The organism is Streptomyces sp. NPDC102278 (genome assembly GCF_044766345.1).
Taxonomy (GTDB): Bacteria; Actinomycetota; Actinomycetes; order Streptomycetales; family Streptomycetaceae; genus Streptomyces.
On the sequence record NZ_JBIWLV010000024.1, the window covers coordinates 1 to 25206 of the forward strand.

Below are 25206 nucleotides of genomic sequence, written 5' to 3' on the forward strand. Positions count from 1 at the left end.
CGAACACCACTGCATTCGCCGGCGGGGCGAGATAGAGGCCGACGACGTCCCGGACCTTGTCGATCAGGAACGGGTCCGGGGAGATCTTGAACGTCTCGGTCCGCCACGGCTGCAGGCCGAAGGCGTGCCAGATCCTCAGCACGCTCGCCGGGGAGATCCCCACGACCTTGGCCAGCTCCCGCTTCGACCAGTGCGTCCCGCCGGGAGGGGTCTCCTCCAGGGTGCGGACCACCACCTCTTCCACCTGATCGTCGGTGATGGTCCGTGGCACCCCCGGCCTGGGCTCGTCCGACAGGCCGTTGAGGCGGTCCCGCAGAAACCGGGTCCGCCACCTGGCCACCGTTTTGCGTTCCGTGCCCAGCCGTGCGGCGACCGCGGTGTTGTTCCACCCTCGTGCGCACGCGAGCACGATCCGCGCTCGCTGGGCCAAGCCTTGCGCAGTCGTGCGTCGCCTGGCCCAGTTCTCCAGCGTCAGCCGCTCGGCCTCCGACAGCACCACTGGCGGCAGCCTGTTATCGCCCATCCCGTCAGGACACCGGACCGACCCCGGCCCCGTCAGGCAGAACCCAAGATCTGAAACAGAACACGACTCATGAGGCGAACCAAGACCTCAAAACCAGGTCACTAGCAGTGCCTGGCCAGGGCGGTGCGAGGGGGCGTGTAGGTCGCGTACGCGAGCCTGCCGGCCGCCGGCCGAGCCATTCCCCTCGGGATGCGGCATGCTCGCACCGCCCGGGGCAGGGTGCGGTCAACCGCACCTGGCCCCCCGGAACAACCGAGGCCCCATCAGCACGCTCCACCCGCCCTGGCCTGGTCACACACCGACTGCCGACGTACCGTCGCCTATCCGTACGGGGCAGAGCGGATCCGCTCAGCACGAGCAGCTGAACGGGTTGCCCGTCTCGAATACTTGGCGGCTCGACTGATCACGCACACCATCGGCACGACCCTGACGGCAACCGGCGTTCGCCCTCACCCTGACAGGCATTGCGGTGAAACCGTCTCGACCTTCCCCGCCGGGACACCCGTCATCGGCGCGGCCTCGGCACGCCAGGCGGTGTCTCGCCTCGGTTCGACCCAGGCGGAGGTATTACAAGATCACCAGCGAGCGGTCTTCCCTATGATCTGTTGCATGATCGAAGGAAAGCTGGTCCGGCTCCGCGCACTTCGTGCCCAGGATGCCGAGCACCACGTTCGGTGGCGCAATGACCCGGAGGTGGTCCACTGGGCTGCCGCGGGCAACCCGTGTTTCGGGCCGGTCACGACAGAGGCCGTTGCGCTCGGGTTCGAAACGATGCTTCACCTGAACCCGAGGGAGTCGGCCGTCTTCACGGTCGAGGATCTGGCCGAGGGCACGGTGATCGGCATGGTGGACTACCGTGATCTGGACCCCATTGCCGGGCTGGCCACGGTGGGTGTCACCATCGGCGAGCGGGACCGCTGGGGCCGTGGTCATGGCTCCGAGGCGCTGCGCCTGCTGGTGGGGCACCTGTTCGGGGTTTTCGGGCTCAACCGGATCGAGCTCGACACCTGGAGCGGCAACGAGCGGGCTGTAAGCGCCTTCGCCAAGGCGGGCTTCCGCGAGGAGGGGCGACGTAGGTCCACCACGCTGGTGGCGGGTAGACGCTATGACACCGTGCTGTTCGGAATGCTGCGCGAGGAATGGGCGTACGTCGCACGCTGAACGCCCGCCGGCGCAAGCCACATGACCCGGAGTGGAGTGTGGAGCCGGTGAGGCCGGCCTGTTCGAAGGCCGTGACGACATCCTGGCGGCCTGGCGGCTTGGTGGCCTGGCGGCCTCGCGAGAAGTCTGCCCGGGGTGCGTAGTGGACGGGTACGACGCAATCCGCGCCGAGCGGGCGGGCGCGTTCGACGCCCTGGATGCGCCGTCGAGGGTGATGGGTAGCGCTCCGATCTCATGGACCCGCGCGTCTCCGAAAGGCAGAACGGCGGTGCCGACGGTGTAGCGCTGCCCATCAAGCGGCCTGCGTGAGGGTCGCGAACGCGGCCGGTCGCTGCGTCCCGGCCATCTGTGCGGTCGCGGAGGCGGGCAGCTCCTGGGCGAAAGCCCGGCGGAAGAACGGTGGGTCGAGGTAGGCGTCGGGCGCCGCCCGGCCCGGCACCTGGGACGGGGCGGGCGATCCCGTGCCGGCTCCCAGCCCGGAGCCGAAGTCACAACCGGCGTGCGTGCGCTGCTGCGGTCGGCTCACCCTCACCCTCACCTCAGCACGCCTCACCGCCCACCCACCGGCCGCCGATGGCTCCACGTTCAGGCAGGCCTTGGACGCAATGGCAACCCAGGCGGGCCCGAGTCCACGACAAGACCGGCATTGCTTCGAACCCGAGCCGGCCCCCGCCTGCTCCTCGCCCCAACCAGACGCGGGTAGTCACCGAAAGGGCCCTGTTCTCTTGCGGGTTGCCGCCCGGCGCGGGTCCGGGCCGCCGAGGGGGTGGTGGTGCATCGTCAGACTTCTGGCGGCGCGGCGCCCCCACACCCGGGCTTGCCGGATAACCGAACTTTTCGGGCAGATGGGTGAAGGGCCATGGCATGCGGGTGAATTCTGATCGGGCTGTGCACGCAGGCCCGTCCGTGTGCCCTGACACTCGACTGCAGGGCTCGTTGATCGTTTCTGCACGGCGGATGCGGTCGTTCCGGGCCCGGCCGCGGCATTCCCGCGGCTGGTAGAGAGTCCCGAGCCGGAGGTAGACCCGCCCGTGGCGGTGAACGGAAATCCGACCGTCAGGCGGCGTCGGCTGGGCGCGGAGCTGCGCCTGCTCCGACTGGCCAGCGGCCTGACGAGTACGCAGGTGGCCGAGCGACTCTTGATCTCCCAGCCCAAGATCAGCCACTTGGAGAACGGCCGCCGCACCATCAAGCCCCGCGATGTGCGGGACCTGTGCGGCCTCTACGGGGTCACCGACCCGCAGGTCATCGACTCGTTGATGCGGATGGCCACGGAAGCGGACCGACAGGGCTGGTGGACGGCCTGCGGCGAGGTCCCGTACTCCGTCTACATCGGCCTGGAGACGGAAGCCGCCTCGATCCGTTCCTACGAGCCCCTGGTGATCCCCGGCCTGTTGCAAACGCCCGCCTATGCCCGAGCCGTCATGGAGGAAACGATCCCTCTGGCGACGGCCGAACAGATCGCCACGCGTCTGGAGGTCCGGCTGCGTCGTCAGCACCGGACCCACCATCCGGCCCGCCCCTTCCGCTTGTGGGTCGTGCTGGACGAATCCGCGCTGCGCCGCGTGGTCGGCGGCCCGGAGATCATGCGCGAACAACTGGAGTACCTGAACCGACTCAGTACCGAGCCACACATCACCGTGCAGGTCCTCCCGCACGACGTGGGGGCCCACCCGGGCGTCTCGGGGCAGTTCTCCATCCTTCACTTCGAGGCAGAAGTAGCCGGTGCCGCCACGGTGTATCTGGAACGGTTCACCAGCGACCTGTATCTGGAGAAACGATCCGACGTGCGGCACTACAGCGTCATGTACGACCACCTTCAGGCTCAGGCCCTGGACCCGGACAGCACCCGCCGGTTCATCACGCATGCCTCCGAGGAGATCCTGGCCTCCGCATCGCTTACCGACCGGCCGTGAGCGCCGTACCAGCCGCAGGTCACCGTTTCGCGTACAGACACTCGCGCAGGTACAGAAGCGTGGCACTCTCCGCGACAGTCGCCGGGGTGGCCGGCAGGGCGCGGATGCGGGCGTCATCCCCCGTGTGGGCAGTCCGTACGGTCTGCCCGCGCGGACCGCCCGTACGGATTGCCCGTACGGACCGCCCACACGGTCTACGCGACCGGCTCGCGTACCGGGGGATCGATGCCTGCCGGGCCGGCCGTGGCCCACCCCTGATCAGCCGGGCCGCCAACGCGACGTCGTGGCGCGGGCGGCCCTGCGGGACTGCAGGAGGCGTGGCCGTCGGCCCGCGACATCTCCGAGGGCCGCCCCACCCACGCCTACGCAAGGCCGGTCGGCTCCGCGCAGCGGTTGACCGTCGCCGTCGCCGTCGCCGTCACCAACGCCTACGCCTACGCCCCGCATGCCGATCCCCGCAGCCTTGACCGCCCATGTCCCGGGCCCTGGACGGAGAGGAGCCTGCCTACAGCCCGTGGCAGCAGCGCCCGTTCGGGAACGTTCCCGCACCCCACCCGGCCGCCCGGGCGCAGGAGGAGACCGCCGCCGCGCAGCCGGCCGAGAAGTCGGCCGCCCCGCGCGTACCCCCACCGAACGGACCGTCGAAGGCGCGCCCAGGTCACGAACGACCTTCTCGGCGGTTGGGTTGGCGTCCCTGACGCCGTGGTCGTGGTGGTGTGCTGCCGGGTGTACTGCCCCCGGCCTTCCTTCGTGAAGGCTTCCGGCTCAGGCGAGCTGGACGCCCGGCACCGAGTGCTGCCCGGTCTCATGGCGAGGCGTTGAATTCCCCGTCGTCCCCCTTTGGTAAAGCCCCAGGTCAGTGGGGCGGTGTGGAGTCAATTGACGACGAAATGCCGCCACGCCCGCCCTCGCCGGGTCCCGAGATCGCCCGATTGGCGGTACAGCTGCATGTGCGGCAGTCGGATTTATTGGGGCAGGTGTGCGGTGCCGCCTCTTGTGAGTTAATCGAGCTCTGTCCATTCGGGGGGTATGTCGGATCATCGGCAGTGTGAGTCTGATTATTGTCAGCGCAATTTCCGCCATGGGGTGTGTTTGTATTAATCCCCCCTCCGCGCCTTGCCCATTGTTGGTGCGTGAAATTTCCTGCGTAATATGCGCCAGCGACACACCAGGGCTTCCCAAGTGAACGGTGAGCCCGGCACGCCACGGCCCCACACAGGAAATGGCCTCTTGATGAAGCTGAAAATCCAAGCGGCTCGGCGCCGCACTCTGTCCGGCTGGCTGTCCTCGGCCGTCACCGTCACGGTTGCCGCTGTGATGGTCGCCGGATTGCCGACACAGGCAATGGCCATCGCGACGCCCGTACCGCTGGGCACCACCGCCAGCTACTCCGTTCTGGCAGGTCAGGGAGTCACGAACACCGGCCCCTCGGTGCTCGACCACGACCTCGGCACGCACCCGAACCCGGCCATCACCGGATTCCCGCCCGGACTGGTGCTCGGCGCAGTGCACGCCGCGGACGCTGCCGCTGCTCAGGCCAAGAGCGATCTGATCGTGGCGTACAACCAAGCGGCCGGCCAACTGGGCGGTCAGGCACCGGACTTCGCGCTCGCGGCCGGAATCGGCGGGGGCCAGGAGCTGCTTCCCGGCGTCCACAGGGCCACGTCCGGTGTCGGACTGACCGGCGACCTGGTCCTGAACGCCGGGGGGAACCCCAACTCGGTCTGGGTGTTCCAGGTTCCCGAAGCCCTGACCACGGCGTCCAGCAGCCGGATCCTCCTCACGAACGGCGCTTCGCCGTGCAACGTGTACTGGCAGATCGGGAGTTCGGCGACCCTCGGCACCACCTCCACCTTCGTCGGCACCATCATGGCCCTGACCTCCATCTTCGTGAATCAGGGGGCGAACATCGAGGGCCGGGCGCTGGCTCGTAACGGCGAGGTGACGCTCAACAACAACAGGATCTTCCTCGGCGGGTGCTCCACCGGCGGAACAACGACCGGCACGACCACGGGTACGACCACGGGTGCGACCAACGGCACCACCACGGGTACGACCACCGGTACCACCGGAACGCCGACCGGCGGATCGACGACCGGTACGACCGTGGGTCTGATCGGTGGCGGCCTCCTGGGCGGACCGATCGTCGACCTCGTGTCCGGCGGCACCTCGGGGAACATCGCCGGCAACACCTCCGGAAACACCGCGGGTAACACGGCCGGCAACAGCACCGGTGGGAACACGACCGGCGGCAACACCACCGGCGGGACCATCACCGGCGGAAACGTCACGGGCGGGCACGGCGGTCAGCCCGGCGGCTCGGACCACGGCTGGCCGGGCCAGGGCCGCCCGGAGCACGGTGGCCCGGAGCACAGCGGGCCGGACAACGGGCACGACGAGGGACCCGGTAAGCCGGGCGACGACCAGGGCCACGGCCACGACGGGAAGCCCGGCGACCACTACGGCTACGGCAACAAGCCCGGGGGCCACGAGGGCCAAGAAGGCGCCGAGGGTCACGAAGGCCACGAGGGCTAGGCAGCAGGCTGCACGAAGCCCGTTCATCGGCTGACGGCGCGCGGCGGAATCCTCATCGAATCCGCCGTGCGCCGTGCGCCGTGCGCCGTGGGCGCGAGTCGCAGAGACCTCAGGCGAACAGCAGACATGAGAAAGACCGGGTGGGCGGTGTCGAGCGGAATTGAATCTGCGGACGTGAAGGAACTCCATCAGTCCGATATCGGTCCGGCCGCCCAGGAGTGCCATGACGAAGCGATCAGGCCGGGTACGTCGCCCAGGGGCATTCGCGCATTGAAAGCAGGGCTGCACACCGCCGTAGTCCTCTGTCTGGTAGCGGCTTTGATCCATGTCGTCATGGTGTTTCTTCACGTGGCTCCCTCCAATCCGGTATCGAGGCGGTACGCCGCACAGGTCAACGGATGGGTGTACCCGCTCTTCGAACAGAATTGGCGACTGTTCGCCCCGGACCCCGATTCCGCCAATCGAAAGATTCTGGTGAGAACCGCACACACCGACTCCGACGGATCGGTTCGGGTGACGCCGTGGTTCGACCTGGCTGCCGTGGACCATTCCGCAGTCGACCACAACGTGTTTCCGAGCCACACGTCCCAGAACCTTCTGCGCCGCGCCTGGACTTCGTACGTCGAGACACACGGAGGAAGCGACACGGCACGCTCGGAACGGGCCGCGATGTTGCAGACGTACCTGCGCAACATCGCCGCGGACCGCGTCGCCGCCCACAACGACGGCGGCCCTTTCGAATTCATTCAGCTTCGGGTCGTCACACTGCCCGTCGCCGCGCCCGGCACACCGGCCGGGAACAGCCCGCCGGTGCCCACCGAGGACCGGCTCCTGCCCTGGTGGAAGGCGACCTCCCATGGGAAATGAGCAGATCCCCCAGCACCCCCAGCACCCCCAGCACCCCCAGCACCCTCAGCGTCCGCAGCACCCGCCGGCTTCGATGACCGGCGCCGCCCACCGGTGGCTCCTCGACAAGATCGGCGCTCTGCGCGCGCTCCTCACGGACCGGCCGATCTCCCTCTACGCCGCGTCCGTTCTGCGTATCGGTTACGGGCTGCTCTACCTGAGCTTCCTGCTGCGCGAGTTCCCGCACCGTGACGAGATCTGGGGCCCCGGCTCCCCCTGGACACCGGCGCTGGCACAGCAGCTCTTCGCGCAGACGGGCTGGAACAGCGTCCTGACCCTGTCCGACAGTCGCGCCTACTTCGAACTCTGCTACGTGATGGCCGTCGTCACGTCCGCACTGTTCATGCTGGGCTGGCGGACCCGCGCCATGTCCGTGCTCTTCGCCGTGGTGGTGAGCTCGTTCCATGCCAGGTCGATCTTCATGACGGACGGGGGCGACAACCTGATCCTGCTGATGGCCCTCTACCTCGTCCTCACGGCCTGCGGTCGGCGCTGGTCCCTGGACGCACGCAGAAACCGACTCAAGGCAGCACGTGCGGGCGACGCGCCCGAGCCGACGAGGAGCCTCTACGCACGACAACTCCGGGATTCCCGCACCACCTTGACGACGGTGGTGCACAACTGCGGCATCCTCGTCATCGCGGCGCAGGTCTGCTTCCTCTACGGATCAGCCGGCCTGTACAAGGTCCAGGGATCCACCTGGGGCGGCGGCACCGCTCTCCACTACGCGCTGAACCTCGAACTCTTCCAGCCCTGGCCCGCGCTCTCCCACTTCGTGGACGAGTACCCGATGCTGATCGCGATCGCCGGCCATGTGACGGTGCTCCTGCAGGTCGCCTTCCCGTTCGTGCTCTTCGGCAAGCTCAAGTACCCCGTTCTGACGGTGCTGTTGGGCATGCACATCGGCATCGCAGTGCTCTTGGGGCTGCCCCTGTTCTCCGGCGCGATGATCATTGCGGACGCCGTGTTCCTTCCCGACCGCTTCTACGCCTTCCTGCCCCACCTGTGGCGACGCGCAGCACAGCGCACCGGGACGTGGCGGCCGGCCCCCGGCCGAGCGGCGTCATTCGCATCCGTACCTTCGCAGGGCAGGCCCGCCGTACCCGGACCCACGCATCGAGCCGTTCCCGCACAGAAGGACACCACGCAGGACACCACGCAGGGCGCCACGCAGGGCGCCGCGCAGGACACCAAGCAGGGCGCCGCGCAGGACACCAGGCCGGCCACCGGGCTCGCATCCGAGCAGAGCTGACCAACCCGCGCGGACCGCAGTGCGGGGTGTGGACCGTGCCCGCCGTGGTGCGGCCCCTGTTCGGGGCAGCACCACGGGCAACCGCCAAGGGTGTCGTCCAGACCTCTGAGCGCGCCCGTCACCTGGCCCCCCGTCCGCCCGCAGCGTCCGGGGAGGCCGTCGGGTACGCGGCCCGGGCGGCCCGGCCGGTCAGTGGTTGCCGGGGTGGGTCGTGTGGGCGTGGGTGGTCTCGAAGCGGTGGAACGCCGCTTCCTGCCGCCACTGGACCTGTGCCTTCAGGTTCCGGTCCAGGAAGGCCGCGCAACGCTCGCCCGGTCGCCCGTTGCCCTGACGTTCGCCCGCGCAGGGGCCGGCCGGCCGGTAGCCGGTGCGGACGTCACGGTTCCACAGGCCGCGGCCCGGCAGGAAGGAGTGTTCCAGGGAGGCCCGGGCCAGGTCCCTCAGCTCGGGGTAGTCCAGTCCGTACGTGTCGGCCGCGCGTCGGTACTCGTCGGTGATCTCGACGCGGGAGATGCCCGGGTCGTCGGTGGCGAGGACGACGGGTACGCCGTGGCGGCGGTAGGTGGCGAAGGGGTGTGCGTCGCCGGAGACGCGCAGGATCTGCTCGTTGCTGTGGAAGGGGACCTCGACGGCGATGCGCCGGTCGGCCATGTCGCGCATGAGGGATTCCCAGCCGTCCTCGTGCAGGACGGATACGCCGTGCCCGATCCGTTCGGCGCGGCCCGTCCGGGTGGCTTCCCGGATGTGGAAGGTGAGGTCCTCGGGCTTGACCAGGCCGGGCACCAATTCGCCCGCGTGCAGGGTGATGTGGGCTCGGGGGTACCGGGACTTGAGGTAGTTCAGCATCCGCATGTGCAGGCGGTAGTCGCGCAGGGCGACCTCGCCGTCTTCGGGCTGGACGAGATTGACGGCGACGAAGCGCGGGTCCCGCTCGGCCAGGCGCATGCCGAGCGCCATCTGTGTGAAGACCCTCTCGGGGGTGCCCAAACGGCCCACCTGGGAGATCCACCGGTACGGCAGGGAGCAGGCGGCGTCGGGCCGGGAGGTGTCGCAGTGGGCGGCGCTGCGGAACTCGGTGTCGGTGGCGTCGGCGTCGGCGCGGGCCCGGCGGACAACGGTGTCCAGGGCCCCGTCGGCCAGGAGCTTGTCGTGCATGCTGTCGAGATCGGGGTCGTAGCCCACCTTGTCCGCGAGGTCCCGGGCCTGGCCGGAGGCCGGGGAGATCATGGTTTCCAGGTAGAACTGGTTCTGCCGGGCGGCGGTGTTGGCGACTTCGGCGAGCATGCGGCCGGGGTGGCGCCAGGTCACCTCACCGAACTTGCCGAAGGTCGCGAAGAAGTGGTCGTGGCCGTTGCCGTCGGCCGGGAAGTCCTGCATCGACCAGGCGCGGATGACCTGCCGGCGGAACGCGCTGTCGGTGACGGCTTCGGCGGCGGGGCGGGTGCCGGGGCCGCACGGAGGAGCCACCGCGGTGGTGGTGTCAGTGGTGATGCACAGGCCGTCGTCGGCGGCGAGTTCGATCAGGAACTCGGTGGTGACCGCACCGGACAGGTGGTTGTGCAGGTCACCGCCCTTGGGAAGACCGGCGAAGAAGTCTGCCGACCGGTCCGGGGTGGGCGACGACGACGCGAGGGGAGCGGGGGCCGCGTACGCGGTGGCGGGGGCGAGGAGGGCGAGGGCGCCGAGAGCGCCGATCAGGGGGGAGGGAATCACGGGACACCATGCTGGTGAAGCAGGCTGCGGCGGCACGGTACGCGGGGCCGGGATCCTGGCGGGCGTCACCCGCAAAGCCCCTGAAGGATCGTTCCGCCCAGGGGCGGACCTGCCAGGACCGGCCACCCCTCGACGGTGATCCGGCGGCAGGCGGCGGTCGCGCGGGCGGGGGGCCGATCAACGCGCTGCTCGCGTGCGTGGGTGGGTCTCGGTGTTCCCCTGCCGGAAATGGGCAGGGGCACGAAGAAGCGCATCGACACCGAACCCTTCGCTGCCCACCGATGCCGCTGGGCGCAGCGGACCCGTCCTCCGCGCGACCCTGCCGCTCTGCCGGCACGTGCGCGCGAAGCAGCGTACGGAGCCTGAGGAGGCTGATCGAGATGTCCGCACCTGTTCCCGACCCGGACCCGCAGCCGCCCCCGGAGGCACTCGCGGGTCGTGGGATGCCCCCGGGGGAAACGCCCGAGGGCGAGGCGAGCACCGGCTCGGGCGCCGGCCCCTACCGACCCCTCTCGCGGGGGTGGGGCAAGGGCCCCCTCGTACTGATCTGTCTGCTGGCCGTGGTCTGCGCCCTGTTCTTCCTCGCCTACGCGATCATCCTGAATCTGTGACCGCCGGTCGGTAGGCCCTGGTGCGGGCGGTGCCGCGATTTCGTGGGCACCGTGCCGGCTGTCTGTCGGGTCCCGACTCGGTTCGGACACGCCACGGGGCCGGCCCCAGGAGGGGCCGGCCCCGTTCGGTACCGTCTAGAAGTCGCGCACGTGCCACTTCTGGTACACGTTCTCGGCTTCGGCCGGGTCCTTGCTCCAGAGGGTGAGCCACACCCCGCTGTCGAGGGTGTTGCCCTTCGGCGTGATGGCCTTCCCGTAGGCGTTGAGGATCCTGCCGTCGCTCTGGGAGAACTTCTGGACGTCACTCGCCGGATTGCAGGTCCACAGCGTCAGCAGGGCGCCGTTGACGTTCGCTCCGTTGCCCTGCGGGGTGAGGCACTTTCCGCTGGCCTTGTGTACGAGGAGGCCGTTGTCGAGCTTCCACCTCTGGGATTCCGAACCCGTGCACGGCCATATCGTCACCGGGGTGCCATTGTCGATCTTGTCGCCCTGAGGCGTGGCGCAGATGAAGCCGGGCCGGTAGGGATCGACGAGCCAGCCGAAGCCGGAGGAGTCCACCCGTCCCGCGTACGGTTCGAGCGTGTACACCACGCGCTGTCCCCCCAGGGCCTCGTTGAGACCCCACAGACGTTGGGCCCGCCAGTCCCAGGAGAGGCCCTGGGGCAGCTTCGGCGTCTGGGAGATGACGCGCGGCGCCTCACCGGGCTTGGCCGTGTGAAGACACCCGTACTTGTCGTTGGTGTCGCCCATCGGGTATCCGGTGGCGGGACAGGCTCCGGTCATGAAGTAGTTGCCGGTCGCCCCGTCCCGGGCTATGCCGTTGATGCCCCACACAGGGCTCGTCAGAACCTTCCCCGACGACACCACCCGGGGCGACTCCGGGCTTGCCGCGAGAGAGGGGAGGTCCCAGTTGACGATCCGCGCACCGCCCTTGTCGAGGGCCTCCACCGAGATCATCTTGTGCGTGTAGCGGTCGACGCTCAGGTTGCTGAGGCACAGCGGTCCGAGGGTGGGATTACAGGCACGGTGCCCGCCCGCACCGAAGGGTTGCGGGTCGGTGTCGATCTGGGCGTCGTTCTTCGTCGTGTACCGGGCGACGAGGGGCAGTGCCCACCGGTGCTTGCGCGCCGAGCTCTTGCCGCCGGACAGGCCGGTGGCGGAGCTGCTCGTATCACTCATGCGCCAGAGGTTGCGCAGGTCGTAGACCTGAAGCTCCATGCCGTTGGCGACGAACAGCTTGTCCTCGTACCAGGCGATGCCATCCGCGTGGGAGAGGTACGTCAGCGGCTTGAAGCCGCCGTTGATCGGCTCGACGAGCGCGATGTGGCCGAAGGAGACCGAGTTGTTGAACGCCTGCGTGAGGGTGACCCGACTGTATTCCTCGACGGTGGTCGGCTTTCTGCCGGAGACCCACGTCCCGAAGTACCAGGACGAGACGTTGAGGGAGGAGAGCCCCTGGTAGAGGCCGTCGTCGGTGGCGGCGTGAGCCCCGGCGATGCCCTGCGGCATCCAGCCGCCCGCCGGATTGGCGTAGTTGCTGTTGTCCAGCTCGGAATCCCAGCAGTACCCGTCGTACCGCATGGTTCCGTTCAGTCCCGTGCCGTGGCACAGGCCGGGAACACCGTCGTGTTCGCTCAGCACCTCGGAGACCGAGGCCCGCTGCACGCCGGCCGCCACGGCCGAATCGATGAGGTTCTGCTTGTTGCCGCCTACGCGGGTGAGGGTGAACGACCCGTCCACCTCGGCCAGCGGGGTGGCCGCGGATGCTTGTTGTACCGGTATGAGCAGGGTGGCGGCGATCGCCATCCCCAAAGACAGGCCGAACAGGCGCCGCACGCGCCCGAGTACAGGTTTCATCGCAGAAGACTATGGGGTCCCTCCCCATGCCCCTGACCTCCACCGTTGCGCTCCCGTAACGAAGTGGACAGGAAGGCTCCCCTTGCTGACCCGATGTCAGCGACGATCGCGGCCGAACAATTCCCTGCACCACACCACGGGTTATCCGGCGGCGTAGCGCGCCGGGGCCCTGGCTTCGGGAGATCGCCACAGAGGCTGAGCCCCAGCCGAAACGGGTTCCCCGCCGGCTCCTACAAGGTCCGTCGTCTGTCAGTGCCCGCGCCCGTCTCGGTCGCCCGTGTCGGTCGCCCGGTCGCCCTGTCACCCGTGTCGGTCGCCCGGTCGGTCTTTGTGGGTGTCGGGGTGGGGCGCGTGGGCCCTCCCGGGGCGGGGGCCGTGTCCGAAGAGGTCGAGGAGTTCGGCGATGTCGCGGTCGGCTTCGGCCGGATGGCGAAATTTCGCGCCCTGGGTGATCTGGTAGCGGTTGCGGCGGCCGTCGCGTACCCGGGTGAGGTATCCGGCCTCTTCCAGGTCGGCGACGACGGCCTGGACGGTCCGTTCCGTCAGGTGGCAAGTCGCGGCCACGTCCCGCAGGCGTACTTCGGGGTCTCGGTCGAGGGCCAAGAGTACGCGAGCGTGGCTGGTCAGGAACGTCCACGGAGCCCGGTGGAGTCCTTCGGCACCCATGGATCCAGCATGCCCCTTCTTTGTATATACGTCCTGTATTTCGCGTAATTCTTGACGTATGTTGGCCGGCTGCCGACCATGCTGTTGAAGGTGTGGAGAAGCCGGAGACCCACCGAAAGGACTCACCGGAGACCCACCGGAGACCCACCCGGGAGGCAAGACATGACCGGGATCATGTGCGACCCCCGCCTCGAAAGCTCCACGACGGCCGGCTGCATCGAGATCGGCGTGGTGGCCGGGGCGCCCGGGACGGTCCACGTCTGCGTGAGCGGAGAGATCGATCTGCACACCGCCGGCGTCCTGCGCGACACCCTCCTGATCGCCCTCGCCTCTCATCGCGCCACCCTGCTCCTCGACCTCCGGCAGGTGTCCTTCTGCGACTGCGCGGGCCTCAACGCCCTCCTGACCGTCAGCGAGACGGCACGACGAGCCGGCCGGGGACTGCGCGTCACCGCCGCCGGGCGCCCCGTGCGGCGACTTCTCCACCTCACCGACACCACATTCGTGCTCACGTGATCGTGTTTCGTCGAAGATCGGTGATCGCCATGACCACACCCGCCTCTCGCCCCCTCACCGACAGGGCCGATGCCCTCCGGACCACCCGCATACCCGTCTCTCCTCGGGAGGCGTCGGCGTGGGCGGTGGGAACCCTGATGGCGACCACCCCCGCCCCGGCCCGCGTCGCCGAACACATCCTCACCACCGCCGCGATACGCGAAGGCCTGTCCCCTCCTGAACTGGCCGGAGCGATGTACGCCGCCTCCCGTGGCACACCCCTGCCGTCCCGTGTCGATCGTGCTGTGCGTCAGGCCGTCCAGGCTGCCCGTACACGAGACGGCGCGCCCACCACGCACCACGAGCCCCCTCTCATGCCGCTGCGAGTGGATGCCGAGCGGGCCCTCGGCCGGTTCTTCGACGCCCGCCTGCGCCTGACCGCCAACCCCACCGATCCGGTCACACGCAGGGACTTCGAGGACAGCCTGTTCACCCTGTGCGTCCTCATGGGCCGACCCAACGCCCACGCCGCGGTGAGCGATGCCGTCCAATACACCGAGCTCGAAGCCTGAGCATCCTGCCGGGAGGCGCGCGGGTTTGCCGGGCACGGAGTGGGAGGTGGCCGCCCCGTCGGGCGGCCGGTAACGGCCCGCTGATCCGATCGGCGCGCCCGCTGATCCGATCTGCCGCGCCTGCTGATCCGATCCGCCGGGTCCGCTGATCCGATCCGCCGGGTCCGCCTTGCGCGCCTTCGTCTGAGCGGACGGCGTAGGCGTGTCACCCGTCCGGGCCCATCCCTCCCTGCCGAGGAGCGACACGATCGTGCGCCGGGTACACGGCGTCAGGGATGGCGGCCAGTTTCGCCACCCGATACGGCGAAGCCAGGAGGCGTTGGTTGATGGACGGGATCGTGCTGCTCAAGGAAGACCACAAGACCGTCGAGAAGCTGTTCAAGCAGTTCGAGAAGGCGGACGACACCGCTCACGCCGAGAAGCGGCGAATCGCGGACAAGGTGATCGAGGAACTCACCACGCACACCTGGATCGAAGAGAAGATCTTCTATCCGGCCGCTCGGGAGGCCGCGCCCGACACCAAGGACCACGTCCTGGAGAGCATCGAGGAACACCACGTCGTGCTGTGGATGCTTTCCGAACTCAAGGATCTCGACGCGGCCGACGAGCGGTTCGACGCCAAGATGAGCGTCCTCATGGAGAACGTCCGCCATCACGTCGAGGAGGAGGAGAAGGAGTGGTTCCCCGACGTGCGCAAGGCCATGGGCCGCAACCGCCTCACCGAACTCGGTGAACAGATGGAGCAGGCGAAGAAGAAGGCCCCGGGCGAGCCCCTCGCGGTCCCCAGCGCCAAGCACTGACCGCCGGTCTGCGGCTGCCTCGCCCGGGCCTGTCCGCGACAAGCCTTCCCGGTGGTCGTCATCAGTGAAGGGCCCGTGTCGCGGCGACGATGCGGGCCCGCCTTGTTCAGGTGTTGCGCTGGTCGTGGCTGTCTTGGCGGAGTTGGTCGGTGTGTCGGGTCAGGGCGTCGATGCGTTCGGCGAGTTCGGCGGCTTCGGCGTTCTCGGGCCCCAGGTGGGGCCGGGTGGCGGTCAGGGGCCGCAGGAGGCGGGCGGCGTCGTTGTCGGCGAGTGCCTGGTTCAGGTCGCAGACCGTTCCTTCGGCGCCGGCGGGCAGGTCGGTGAGGGCGGTGATCCGCCCGGCGAGGCGGCGCAGGTCGGCGGCGTTGTCACGAGCCCAGGCGATGACGGTGCGATCGGCGGCACGCGTGTCGCGGGTGGCCTGGACGCGCTGGTCTCCGGTGCTGCCTGCGGTACCGGGGCGAAGCCGCAGGTAGCGGCGTTCGGTGGCCTGGCGGCTGGCAACGCCGAGGGGGCCGGCGAGCTCGGCCCAGCTCGCGCCCCGGCCGCGGGCCGTTTCGATCAGTGGGCTCTCCCATCCGGCGAGTTGCTCGCGGATCTCGCGCAGCGTCAGCAGGGCGGCCAAGGCCGGGTGCGGGCCGGAGTCGGCCGCCGGTGGCGCTGCGGTCGTCGGCGTTCCCGCGCCGGATTGCTGTGCTTCCTTCACGGACCGGCTGATGGCCTCCAGAGCGGCGGCGGCGGCGAGGAAAGGCACTGCCGTGGGCGGGGCGGCCTGAGGGGCGGCTTGCGATGCGCCTTGTGGTGCGGCCTGAGGGGCGGCTTCGGTCACGGGACTCTCCGTCAGCTTGTCATCCTCCAGATGACGTTCCGCTTGTCATCGTTCCGATGACATGCTACAACAGAAGCACGTTGAAGCGCATTGGCAGTTTCTGCCTGAACCAAGTGGAGGTGTTTCGCGATGTTGATGCGCACCGACCCGTTCCGTGAGATGGACCGGATCGTCCAGCAGCTGTCGGGTACGTCGGGGACCTGGTCGAAGCCGTCCGTGATGCCGATGGACGCCTACCGCGAGGGCGAGGAGTACGTGATCGCCTTCGACCTCCCGGGCGTGAACCCGGAGGGGATCGACATCGACGTCGAACGGAACATGCTGCGAGTGAAGGCCGAGCGTCGCCCGGTCGCGAAGACGGACACCGTGCAGATGGAGCTCTCCGAGCGACCCCTCGGTGTCTTCTCCCGCCAGATCGTGCTGGCCGACACTCTCGACACCGAGCGCATCCAGGCCGACTACGACGCGGGTGTCCTGACCCTGCGGATCCCGATCGCCGAGCGCGCCAAGCCCCGCAAGATCAGCATCGGCCGAGCCGACGATCAGAAGCAGGACGATCACAAGCAGATCGCCGGCTGACCGGTCACCGACTCTCCACCCCACGGCGGAAGACCGGAAACCGAACCGCCCGCGAGACCCCGGGCATCCACCGCGCCGCCGGCGGCAGGCAGGCCTCCAGCTGACCGCCTGCCGGCCCGCGGGGATGGCCGGGCCCCCGGCCGCGGCACTCCCGGTCTTCCGCCATCCCTCTCCCTTCCCTCCTCCGGAGGTGACGTGATGTCGATGCGCCGAGAACCCTTCCTGGACCACGTCCGGGAACACGGCGAGTACGCAACCACGGAAGAAGCCGATCGCGTGGCCCGCGTCGTCCTGGCCCTGCTGGGTGCCCACCTCGTCGGTACCGTGCGCGCCGCCCTCGCCGCACGTCTTCCCGAGACCTACGCCCTGATCCTCCTCAACCCCCTGCAAGCCGTGGAGCCGCTCTCGCCGGAGCGTTTCGTCCGCGCGACCGCGGCCTGGATCGAGGGCGCCACCGAGCAGACGGCCCTCTGGGACATCGGCGCCGTCCTGTCCACCGTGGCGGCCGCCGCCGGAGACGTCCTGACCGGCGAGATCCTGCTCCAGCTCCCTCCGGGCTACGACCTCCTCTTCGGCCACCCCCAACCCACCTGACCACCCGCAGAAGCCCACCTGAGCTGCACGACAGACAAGCCACCTGCCGGCACCGGCAACCCGCCTGAGCACAAACCGCAACCCACCTGACCACCACGAACGGCAACCCACCTGCCACCACCGGCCCCGCCGGACGAAGACCGGATCCCTCGCAGAGAAAGGCAACCGCAGCCATGTACGACCAGCCTCGACCGAACCGGCCCGCCCCCGCGATGACGTTCGACCAGATGCTGGAACGTGTCCGCTACGAAGGCGCCTACCCCACCCGCGAACGCGCCGAAGAGGCCGTCCGCACCGTTCTCGCCGCACTCGGCCGGCAGATCACCGGCGACGAACGGGTCGACCTCGCACAGTGCCTGCCCGTCGAAGCGGCCCTCGCCCTGACCTGCTCGGCCCCCGACGCCGAGCAACTCACCGGCTGGGGGTTCGTGAAGGGGCTGGCCGCGCAGACCGGCGTCAGCCCGGCCGTCGCCCGCTGGGACACCGGCGCCGTCCTCGCCGCGGTCACGCGTCTGGCCGGGCCCGATCTCATCGCCCGCGTCCTCCAGCGGCTCCCCGACGACTACGCCCTCCTCTTCGGACAGGCCCGACTCCGCCGACCCCAGCCCACAGCCGCCTGACCGGCCTTCCCGGCCTTCCATCGCCCTCGCCCGTGCGTCCCATCAGGTCCACCGTCCGACCACGGGCGCGGCCTCTCATCGAGGGAGCAGGGCCCGCACGATCTTGCCGCCTTCGGGGGTGGGGGTGACGACGGTCGCGCGGGAGAGGTCGTTGACCATGTGCCAGCCAAACCCTCCGGTGCCGTGGAGCAGGTCGGGGATCCGCATGCGCGGCAGCTCGGGGCTGGGGTCCTCGACGGCCACGTCGATGGTGCCGGGCTGCGCGGTCAGGCACAGAGCGTACGTACCGCCGCCGTGGCGCAGGGCATTGGTGACGAGTTCGGAGACGACCAGGACCACGGTGTCGGCGGTCTCGGCATCGACGGCCGGCCACAGGGCCTCCAGGAAGGTCCGGGTGACCTCGCGTGCCTCGGCGACGGCGCTCGTGGAACGGGCGGCCGTGGCATCGACGCTCACTGTGTCCATCGGGTGCTCCCTGGTCTTCATACCGGCGGTCTCCGTACCGGCGATGCCGTGTCCTGCCCTGCCCGCGTGTTGTGCCCCGGTCCGGGACCGGTCAACCCCGACAGACCTGATTTCCTCATCACCGAGCCCACAAAAATCTATGCCGGCCGGATTAGACATTGGGCGGCGGTGTGGTTATGGTTTCTCTCGTAGCCGAGATCAGCAGAGATCAGCAGAGCCTGGCAGAGACGAACTGCCGGGCAGCAATACCGCAGTACAGGCAGTTGCAATACAGGTGGGTGCAGTACGCAGGACGGTGCGGTGGTGGAGTTTCGAAGCCAGAGTGGTTGCAGGACGGCGACGGGACTGGCCACTGGACCGGGTGGCCCGCAGTGATCAGGGGCCGCCGCAAGCAGTACCGCGGTCGACTCAGTGGCGGCGGTACTCGGCAGTTCCCGGCAGTACCCAGTAATGAAGTCAGCAGATTCGAGGGATGAACGGAGGGGCGAAGCGCCATCAGGATCGCCCGGACGCGGTGACAGGGTCCGGGTACCGCAGGACATCGACAGTGAGGTGGTCTCCGGTCAAGCAACCGCGATCCCCGCACCCCCGATCGCGTATCGGTCGGGTCTGCGGACACAGAAGGCCGGCGCAGTACCAGGGCCGGCAGATGGTGTAGCAGTTCCTTCGGGGCCCTGGTGCCACAGGCACCAGGGCCCCTCCACGCGTTCCACGAGAGACGTTCCACGAGAGACGTTCGACCAGAGACGTTCCCGAGAGAGGTGCGATGACAGCAGAGAAACCGACCGGCCCGCTCGGCGGCCACCTGGACGACGACGACTACCCCGCCTACACGATGGGCCGGGCCGCCGAAATGCTCGGCACCACCCAAGGGTTCCTCCGCGCCATCGGCGAAGCCCGCCTCATCACACCGCTGCGCTCCGCCGGTGGACACCGCCGCTACTCCCGCTACCAACTGCGCATCGCCGCCCGCGCCCGCGAACTCGTCGACCAGGGCACCCCGATCGAGGCCGCCTGCCGCATCGTCATCCTCGAAGACCAACTCGAAGAAGCGCAGCGCCTCAACGCCGCGTACCGACGCACCGCCGAATCGACGGACCCGGCGTCCGCAGCCTGAGGGGGTACCCGAAGGAGTACGTGAGGTAGTACAAGCCCGCCGGGCCCCGCCGGATCCCCAGGGGCCAGCCGGATCCCCCGGGCCCCCGCCCGCGAGGCGGGAAGTGGCGTGCGGGCTGCTTCTTGGCAGTCGCCCGAGCACACGTGTGCAAGTGGCGGGCGCATCCGCAGCTGATCCGGGCGTGCGTGGGCATGCGCAAGCAGACGAACGAAGACTGAGAAACTGGTGGCCATGGACATTCAGCGCAGGAACAACGTCACCGTGACGGGCAATCCGCAGGGGCCGACGGTGGTGCTGGCCCACGGATTCGGCTGCGACCAGAACATGTGGCGGCTGACCGTGCCCGCGCTGGCCCGGGACCACCGGGTGGTGCTCTTCGACTACGTGGGGTCGGGCCGCGCGGATCCGTCCGCGTTCTCGCAGGACCGGTACGCCTCCTTGGACGGTTACGCACGGGACGTGGTGGAGATCTGTGACGGGCTCGACCTGCGCGACGCGGTGTTCGTCGGGCACTCCGTCTCCGCGATGATCGGTGTACTGGCCGCCGGGATGGCCCCGGAGCGCATCGGGGCGCTGGTGATGGTCGCCCCGTCTCCCCGATACATCGACGACGAGGGCTATCGGGGCGGCTTCAGCTCCCAGGACATCGACGAACTCCTCGAATCGCTGGAATCGAACTACCTCGGCTGGTCGGCCGCGATGGCACCGGTGATCATGGGGAACGCGGAGCGGCCCGAGCTTGGTGAGGAGCTGAACAACAGCTTCTGTTCCACCGACCCGGCCATGGCGCGCGTGTTCGCCCGGACCACGTTCCTGTCGGATTCGAGGGACGACCTGAAGAGCGTGAGCGTGCCGACGCTGGTGCTGGAATGCACCCAGGACGTCATCGCCCCGCGCGAGGTCGGCGCCTTCGTGCACCACGCGATCCCCGGCTCGAAACTCGTCACCCTCGACGCGACCGGCCACTGCCCGCACTTGTCCGCACCCGAGGCCACCAACGAGGCGATCACCGGGTTCCTGGCCGGCCTGCGGTGATGTGCCGTACCGGGCAGCAGCCCGAGGCGCACGGCTCGGACGAGGAGGATGCCTCGGACGCGACGTTCGCCGCGCTGGTGGAGGACAGCGCCGAGGAACTGTACGAGAGCGCCCCGTGCGGGTACCTGTCCACGTTGATGGACGGCACCATCGCGAAGATCAACGCCACGCTGCTCGGATGGCTCGGCCTGAAGAGGGACGCGGTGGTGGGCCGGATGCGGTTCACCGACCTGCTGACCGTGGGCGGCAAGCTCTACCACGAGACGCACTTCGCCCCGCTGCTACGCATGCAAGGTGAGCTCGGCGGCATCGCCCTGGAGATCAAACAGGCCGGCGGCGCCCGAATGCCGGTGCTGGTCTCCTCCGTGGTCAAGCACGGCGCTTCCGGTGACCCGCTGCTCATCCGCACCACACTCTTCGACGGCCGGGACCGGCGTGCGTACGAACAGGAACTCCTGCGGGCCCGAGAAGCAGCCGACGAGGCCCGAGAAACGGCCGACGAGGCGCGAGAGGCGGCGGACGAGGCGCGAGAAGCCGCCGAAGAAGCCCGCGAGGCCGCCGACAAGGCCCGAGAAGCGGCCGACGAAGCCCTGCGACGGGCGGAAGCCGACCGGGCCCGGCTCCAGGACGCCCTCGCCGTACTCCAGGCATCGCTGCTGCCCGACACCCTGCCGGCCATCCCCGGGGTGGAGACGGCCGCCCACTACCGCACCGCCTCCCCGGACCGGCTCGGCGGCGACTTCTACGACGTCTTCCCCATCGACGGCCGGCGCTTCGCCTTCTTCCTCGGCGACGTGTGCGGCAAGGGCCCCCAAGCCGCCGCGGTCACCTCCCTGACCCGCTACACCCTGCGTACGGCCGCCCTGCACGACCCCGACCCCGTCTCCGCCCTCTCGACCCTCAACACAGCCCTCCACGAGCGTTACAGCGGCGGCGACCCCCGCTACTGCACCGCCATCTTCGGCATCCTCGACGCCGACCCCGTCACCGGGCACGCCGCCATCCAGCTCGCCGCAGGCGGGCACCCACCGGCCCTCGTCCTGCGCGCCGACGGCACAGCGGACTTCCTGCCCACTCCCGGCGGCCTCCTGATCGGTATCCTCCCCGGCGCCCACTTCACCACCGCCACCACCACCCTCGCTCCCGGCGACACGCTCCTCCTCTACACGGACGGCCTCACCGAAGCCCGTATCGGCGACGGACGCACGGCCCTCTACGGGGACGAAGCACTGCGCGACTTCACCGCCGGCCACGCCGGCAAACCCCCACACGCGGTCATCCAGGCACTGGCCGCCCTCCTGGACGACTTCGGCACCGGCCTCGACGACGACACCGCCCTGCTCGCCCTTGGTGTCCCGCCCCATCCGGTTCCCGCCCCGGCAACGAAGAACACCCCATGAGCCCACTGAAGATCTCCACCCGAAACGCCGCCACCGGTCCCGTCCTGGAGATCACCGGCGAACTCGACTACGCCAACGCCACGGGACTGCGCGAGCGGGTTTCCACACTCGACCTCCAGCCCGGGCAACGCCTCGTGGTGGACCTGGCCGGCATGGAATTCTGCGACTCCAGCGGCATCAGTGCCCTGCTCGCCGCCCGCAACCACGCCCTCGCCGCCCGGGCGGACATCGCCCTCGCCGCCGTCCCCGCCCACACGCTCCGCGTCCTGCGCATCGTCGGCCTCGACCAGGTGTTCGCCCTTCACCCCGACACGCACACCGCCGTGAGCGCCTGACCCGATACCCGGACACGTCCTACGTGAGGGATGTGAGGGGCGGGAGGGACGTGAGGGGCGGGAGGGACGTGAGGCAGCGGGACACGCCGCTCATGATGGCTGCCCCACCACTTCTCACGCGTGGGACAGGGAACCGGCTCCGATGCCGACGTCCCGCGCGCGCCGTGCGCGTTGCTCGATGAGGCGGCGGAAGCCCGCCACCGCGTACCGCTCCCCGGTGGAGGAGCCGCGCCCGGGGATGCCGACGAGCTGGGCCATGAACTGCTGGGGCCGGGGCTGCCAGCCGGTGACCAGGACCCGCAGACCGAGGCATTCCGCGCGCCGGTGCAGATCCAGAAGGTGCAGCAGACCGGAGGCGTCCATGGACGCCACCTCGTGCAGATCGACCATGAGATCCCGCGCGTACACGTCGACGTCGTCCAGCACCTGCCGCAGTGCCACGCCCGCCTCTTCGTCGAGGTCCCCGCCGACACGGACCAAGACCGAGCTGCTGTAATGCCGGACACCCGTGGTGGCCATTCGATCTCCTTCCCCCGCGGGCACCGAGGCCCACGGGGCCCCATCCTTGCCCGGCGCCCGCCGGAGTCGGTGCGAGGCGCGCTGAACCCTGACCCCGGATGTCGTGGACAGCGGTCCGGGGGGTCCTGGTGAACCCACTCGCCCGCCACTTGTGCCTGGTCCTGTGCCTGGCATCCTGGACGGTGAGGGTCGAACCAGCCGACAGGCCGCACGACGCGGGCCCGAGACCACGGATTCACCGATCCACCCCACGAGATTCGCCGATCCACCCCACGAGTGGAGGCCTCATGGCCCTGCCGGGATTGCGAAGCGCAGGATCCCCCCTGCTGGGCCGGACCGCCGTGATCACAGGCGCGGCCCGAGGACTGGGCGCCGCCATGGCGCGGGAACTCGACCGGCGGGGCGCGAGGGTCGCCTTGCTGGGACTGGAGGCCCCGCTCCTGGCGGAGGTCGCCCGGTCGCTGCACAACGACGCGGCCTGCTGGGAGGTCGACGTCACCGACGACACGGCGATGGCAGAGGCTGCCCGAAGCGTCGACGCCCGCCTGGGACCCGCATCCGTGGTGGTGGCCAACGCCGGCGTCGCCGAAGGCGGCCCGTTCGCCCTGTCCGACCCGGACACCTGGCGTCGCGTGATCGAGGTGAACCTCATCGGCAGCGCCGTGACAGCCCGCTCCTGCCTCCCGGCGCTCCTGCGCACCCGCGGCTACTACCTGCAGATCGCCTCGTTGGCCGCCATGGGAACATCCCCCCTGATGAGCGCCTACTGCGCCTCCAAGGCCGGAGTCGAGTCCTTCGCCCACGCCCTGCGCGCGGAACTCGCCCACGAAGGCGTGGGAGTCGGCATCGCCTACATCAACTGGACCGACACCGACATGATCCACGACGCCGACCGTCACGCCGTCCTGCGTGAGCTCCGCGCCCACATGCCGGCGCCCGCACGCAAGGTGTACCCGGCCGAGCAAGTCGCGGCACGGCTGGTCGGCGCCATCGAACGGCGGAGCGCATCCGTCTACATGCCCGCCTGGCTGCGCGCCGTCCAGCCGGTGCGCGCCGCCCTGCCGCCGATCGTCACCCGCATCGCCCGTACCGAACTGCCCCGCCTGGCACCATCCACCCGCTTCGAGACAACGGGCATGCTGGGCGCCGGCGGCCGCGCCGACGAAGACCTCCGGCACGCGAAATGAACGCCGTTCCCAGGTGTCCTCGCGGAAGAAACCGGGCTCTCGGCCACCTCGGCTGACATGAGTCACGCCGAGATGGAAAGCCGCAGGGTATGACACGCACACCAATGCGAGGCCGAGGCGGGGACGACGAGCGCGGGGAAACCGGCCGCGAGAGCACGCCGGGGCCCGATCCGCAGGTGGAGGAGCAGGCGCCCGACCAGCTGACCGAGCTGCCCAAACGCTCCTGGAAGGCGATCCTGCGCGGCACCGTCAAGGAGTTCAAGGACGACGAGCTCGCCGACCGGGCGGCGGCCCTGACCTACTACGGAATCCTGGCCCTCTTTCCCGCCCTGCTCGTGCTGGTGTCCCTGCTCGGCATCGCGGGGGAGTCCGCGACGAAGCAGGTCCTGGACAACCTGCAGAAACTCGCACCCGGCTCGGCACGAGACGTCGTCACCAACGCCGTACAGCAACTCCAGGGCCACTCCGGCGTCGGCTCGCTGCTGGCGATCGTCGGCCTCCTCATCGCCCTGTGGTCCGCCTCCGGATACATCGCCGCGTTCATCCGCACCGCGAACGCCGTCTACGACATGCCCGAGGGCCGCCCCGTGTGGAAAGTCCTCCCGCTGCGCCTGGGCCTGACCGTGACGCTGATGGTCCTGGCCTGCGCCAGCGCGCTGATCGTGGTCTTCTCCGGCAACCTGGCTCGCCAGGTGGGTACCGCACTGGGGATGGGCGACACCGCCCTGACCGTGTGGTCGATCGCGAAGTGGCCGGTCCTGGTCCTCCTCGTCACGATCATGATTGCGCTCCTGTACTGGGCCGCCCCCAACGCCAAGGGCCGCGGTTTCAGGTGGGTGACCCCGGGCAGTTTCCTCGCCCTGGTGATCTGGATGGCCGCCTCGGCCGGTTTCGCCTTCTACGTCGCGAACTTCGCCTCCTACAACAAGACCTACGGCACCCTCGCCGGCGTGATCATCTTCCTCGTGTGGCTGTGGATCACGAACCTCGCGATCCTCCTCGGATTGGAGTTCGACGCGGAAATGGTCCGACAGCGCGCGATCGCCGGCGGCCTGCCCGAGGACGAGGAGCCCTACGTCGAGCCCCGCGACACTCGCGCGTGGAACGACGGGGACCGCCGCCGCATGGAGAAGTAACCGCACGCGGGCCGGCTGATCGGAGCACGAGTCGGAGGGAGCCGCCTCAGCGAACCCGCCTCAGCGAACCCGCCTCAGCGAACCCGCCTCAGCGAACGCGCATCAGCTGGAGCGCAGGACGATGTCGTCGCCGTTGACCCAGTACCCGGTGCCTCCCGAGGCGTCGTCGGTGGTTTCGAGAACGTCTTGCGCATGGCGCCGGCGGCGTCCGGTCGGGCGGGAAGCCAGCCCCGGCCGTGCGCGGTGAACCAACCGCGGACCGGTTTGTTCTGGTCCACCGCCCAGCCGATCGCCGGCGCCGTCAAGGACGCGTCGTCCAGCTCGGGGTCGTTCACCAGCGGGGCCCGGGCTCCGACGGCTCCGCCCTTGGAGTCGGCCGCCAG

At 69.4% G+C, this 25206-nt stretch carries 26 protein-coding genes; 18 read left to right on the forward strand and 8 right to left on the reverse strand.

The features are described from left to right. On the reverse strand, nt 1-523 hold a 523-nt coding region (locus ACIRO3_RS33580), incomplete at its 3' end, for an IS630 family transposase (protein ID WP_404143158.1). 609 nt (nt 524-1132) lie between these two features. Here ACIRO3_RS33580 and ACIRO3_RS33585 point away from each other — a divergent pair. Further along, nucleotides 1133-1684 (forward strand): GNAT family N-acetyltransferase, encoded by a 552-nt coding sequence (locus ACIRO3_RS33585; protein ID WP_404143160.1) that lies wholly within the window; start codon nt 1133-1135, stop codon nt 1682-1684. A gap of 292 nt (nt 1685-1976) precedes the next feature. Here the strand turns inward: ACIRO3_RS33585 and ACIRO3_RS33590 are convergent, their stop codons facing one another. Beyond that, the gene (locus ACIRO3_RS33590) at nt 1977-2210 is read right to left on the reverse strand and encodes a hypothetical protein (protein WP_404143162.1); all 234 of its coding nucleotides are present in this window, start codon (nt 2208-2210) and stop codon (nt 1977-1979) included. Between the two features lie 505 nt (nt 2211-2715). Here ACIRO3_RS33590 and ACIRO3_RS33595 point away from each other — a divergent pair. The 4 genes from ACIRO3_RS33595 (at nt 2716) to ACIRO3_RS33610 (ending at nt 8293) form a co-directional block, all read left to right on the forward strand. Beyond that, nucleotides 2716-3600, forward strand: coding sequence for a helix-turn-helix domain-containing protein (locus tag ACIRO3_RS33595; protein ID WP_404143164.1), 885 nt, complete (start codon nt 2716-2718; stop codon nt 3598-3600). Nucleotides 3601-4833: 1233 nt separating this feature from the next. Next, nucleotides 4834-6135 carry an ice-binding family protein gene (locus ACIRO3_RS33600; RefSeq protein ID WP_404143166.1) on the forward strand — a complete coding sequence of 434 codons (1302 nt, stop codon included), beginning with the start codon at nt 4834-4836 and terminating at the stop codon, nt 6133-6135. 126 nt (nt 6136-6261) lie between these two features. Then, a complete protein-coding gene (locus ACIRO3_RS33605; RefSeq protein WP_404143168.1) occupies nt 6262-7002 on the forward strand; it encodes a DUF5819 family protein in 741 nt (246 codons plus the stop codon). Further along, nucleotides 6992-8293: an HTTM domain-containing protein gene (locus ACIRO3_RS33610; protein WP_404143170.1), complete on the forward strand. Its 1302-nt coding sequence runs from the start codon at nt 6992-6994 to the stop codon at nt 8291-8293. Before ACIRO3_RS33605 ends, ACIRO3_RS33610 begins: the two co-directional genes overlap by 11 nt. A gap of 189 nt (nt 8294-8482) precedes the next feature. Here ACIRO3_RS33610 and ACIRO3_RS33615 read toward each other — a convergent pair whose 3' ends face one another. Further along, a complete protein-coding gene (locus tag ACIRO3_RS33615; RefSeq protein WP_404143171.1) occupies nt 8483-10006 on the reverse strand; it encodes an adenosine deaminase in 1524 nt (507 codons plus the stop codon). Between the two features lie 380 nt (nt 10007-10386). Here ACIRO3_RS33615 and ACIRO3_RS33620 point away from each other — a divergent pair, with 380 nt between their 5' ends. Continuing rightward, nucleotides 10387-10617, forward strand: a complete 231-nt coding sequence (locus ACIRO3_RS33620; RefSeq protein ID WP_404143173.1) for a DUF6480 family protein — start codon at nt 10387-10389, stop codon at nt 10615-10617. Nucleotides 10618-10752: 135 nt separating this feature from the next. On the opposite strand, the gene ACIRO3_RS33625 is transcribed toward ACIRO3_RS33620, so the two are convergent. Both ACIRO3_RS33625 and ACIRO3_RS33630 read right to left on the reverse strand, forming a co-directional pair. Beyond that, entirely contained in the window at nt 10753-12474 is a 1722-nt protein-coding gene (locus tag ACIRO3_RS33625) for an RICIN domain-containing protein (protein ID WP_404143175.1), read from the reverse strand. A 300-nt stretch (nt 12475-12774) separates the two neighbouring features. Beyond that, nucleotides 12775-13140, reverse strand: coding sequence for a helix-turn-helix transcriptional regulator (locus ACIRO3_RS33630; RefSeq protein ID WP_404143177.1), 366 nt, complete (start codon nt 13138-13140; stop codon nt 12775-12777). Nucleotides 13141-13302: 162 nt separating this feature from the next. On the opposite strand from ACIRO3_RS33630, the gene ACIRO3_RS33635 reads away from it, so the two are divergent. The 3 genes from ACIRO3_RS33635 (at nt 13303) to ACIRO3_RS33645 (ending at nt 15007) form a co-directional block, all read left to right on the forward strand. Then, nucleotides 13303-13656 carry an STAS domain-containing protein gene (locus ACIRO3_RS33635; RefSeq protein ID WP_366000205.1) on the forward strand — a complete coding sequence of 118 codons (354 nt, stop codon included), beginning with the start codon at nt 13303-13305 and terminating at the stop codon, nt 13654-13656. Between the two features lie 137 nt (nt 13657-13793). Further along, nucleotides 13794-14207 carry a DUF5133 domain-containing protein gene (locus ACIRO3_RS33640; RefSeq protein ID WP_404143179.1) on the forward strand — a complete coding sequence of 138 codons (414 nt, stop codon included), beginning with the start codon at nt 13794-13796 and terminating at the stop codon, nt 14205-14207. A gap of 326 nt (nt 14208-14533) precedes the next feature. After that, the gene (locus tag ACIRO3_RS33645; protein ID WP_404143180.1) at nt 14534-15007 is read left to right on the forward strand and encodes a hemerythrin domain-containing protein; all 474 of its coding nucleotides are present in this window, start codon (nt 14534-14536) and stop codon (nt 15005-15007) included. 106 nt (nt 15008-15113) lie between these two features. Here ACIRO3_RS33645 and ACIRO3_RS33650 read toward each other — a convergent pair whose 3' ends face one another. Next, on the reverse strand, nt 15114-15836 hold the full coding sequence (locus ACIRO3_RS33650) for an HSP18 transcriptional regulator (protein ID WP_404143182.1): 723 nt from the start codon (nt 15834-15836) through the stop codon (nt 15114-15116). 129 nt (nt 15837-15965) lie between these two features. Between ACIRO3_RS33650 and ACIRO3_RS33655 the strand changes: the two genes are divergently transcribed. From ACIRO3_RS33655 to ACIRO3_RS33665, 3 genes are all read left to right on the forward strand, one after another. Continuing rightward, entirely contained in the window at nt 15966-16415 is a 450-nt protein-coding gene (locus ACIRO3_RS33655; protein ID WP_404143184.1) for an Hsp20/alpha crystallin family protein, read from the forward strand. Between the two features lie 198 nt (nt 16416-16613). Then, complete coding sequence (locus ACIRO3_RS33660) at nt 16614-17009, forward strand: DUF2267 domain-containing protein (protein WP_404143186.1); 396 nt, start codon at nt 16614-16616, stop codon at nt 17007-17009. Nucleotides 17010-17182: 173 nt separating this feature from the next. Then, nucleotides 17183-17629: a DUF2267 domain-containing protein gene (locus tag ACIRO3_RS33665; RefSeq protein ID WP_404143188.1), complete on the forward strand. Its 447-nt coding sequence runs from the start codon at nt 17183-17185 to the stop codon at nt 17627-17629. A 75-nt stretch (nt 17630-17704) separates the two neighbouring features. Here ACIRO3_RS33665 and ACIRO3_RS33670 read toward each other — a convergent pair whose 3' ends face one another. Next, a complete protein-coding gene (locus ACIRO3_RS33670; protein WP_404143190.1) occupies nt 17705-18094 on the reverse strand; it encodes an ATP-binding protein in 390 nt (129 codons plus the stop codon). A gap of 766 nt (nt 18095-18860) precedes the next feature. On the opposite strand from ACIRO3_RS33670, the gene ACIRO3_RS33675 reads away from it, so the two are divergent. From ACIRO3_RS33675 to ACIRO3_RS33690, 4 genes are all read left to right on the forward strand, one after another. Continuing rightward, nucleotides 18861-19211, forward strand: a complete 351-nt coding sequence (locus tag ACIRO3_RS33675) for a MerR family transcriptional regulator (RefSeq protein ID WP_404143192.1) — start codon at nt 18861-18863, stop codon at nt 19209-19211. Nucleotides 19212-19442: 231 nt separating this feature from the next. Next, nucleotides 19443-20246: an alpha/beta fold hydrolase gene (locus ACIRO3_RS33680; RefSeq protein ID WP_404143194.1), complete on the forward strand. Its 804-nt coding sequence runs from the start codon at nt 19443-19445 to the stop codon at nt 20244-20246. Then, a complete protein-coding gene (locus tag ACIRO3_RS33685; protein WP_404143195.1) occupies nt 20246-21646 on the forward strand; it encodes a PP2C family protein-serine/threonine phosphatase in 1401 nt (466 codons plus the stop codon). The genes ACIRO3_RS33680 and ACIRO3_RS33685 overlap by 1 nt, the downstream gene beginning before the upstream one ends. Continuing rightward, complete coding sequence (locus ACIRO3_RS33690; protein WP_366148608.1) at nt 21643-21981, forward strand: STAS domain-containing protein; 339 nt, start codon at nt 21643-21645, stop codon at nt 21979-21981. The genes ACIRO3_RS33685 and ACIRO3_RS33690 overlap by 4 nt, the downstream gene beginning before the upstream one ends. A gap of 114 nt (nt 21982-22095) precedes the next feature. On the opposite strand, the gene ACIRO3_RS33695 is transcribed toward ACIRO3_RS33690, so the two are convergent. Beyond that, nucleotides 22096-22500, reverse strand: coding sequence for an STAS domain-containing protein (locus tag ACIRO3_RS33695; RefSeq protein WP_361779362.1), 405 nt, complete (start codon nt 22498-22500; stop codon nt 22096-22098). A 287-nt stretch (nt 22501-22787) separates the two neighbouring features. Here ACIRO3_RS33695 and ACIRO3_RS33700 point away from each other — a divergent pair, with 287 nt between their 5' ends. Then, entirely contained in the window at nt 22788-23687 is a 900-nt protein-coding gene (locus ACIRO3_RS33700; protein WP_404143198.1) for an SDR family oxidoreductase, read from the forward strand. A gap of 89 nt (nt 23688-23776) precedes the next feature. Next, nucleotides 23777-24823 carry a YihY/virulence factor BrkB family protein gene (locus ACIRO3_RS33705; protein ID WP_404143199.1) on the forward strand — a complete coding sequence of 349 codons (1047 nt, stop codon included), beginning with the start codon at nt 23777-23779 and terminating at the stop codon, nt 24821-24823. The last annotated feature ends 383 nt before the right edge of the window (nt 24824-25206 follow it).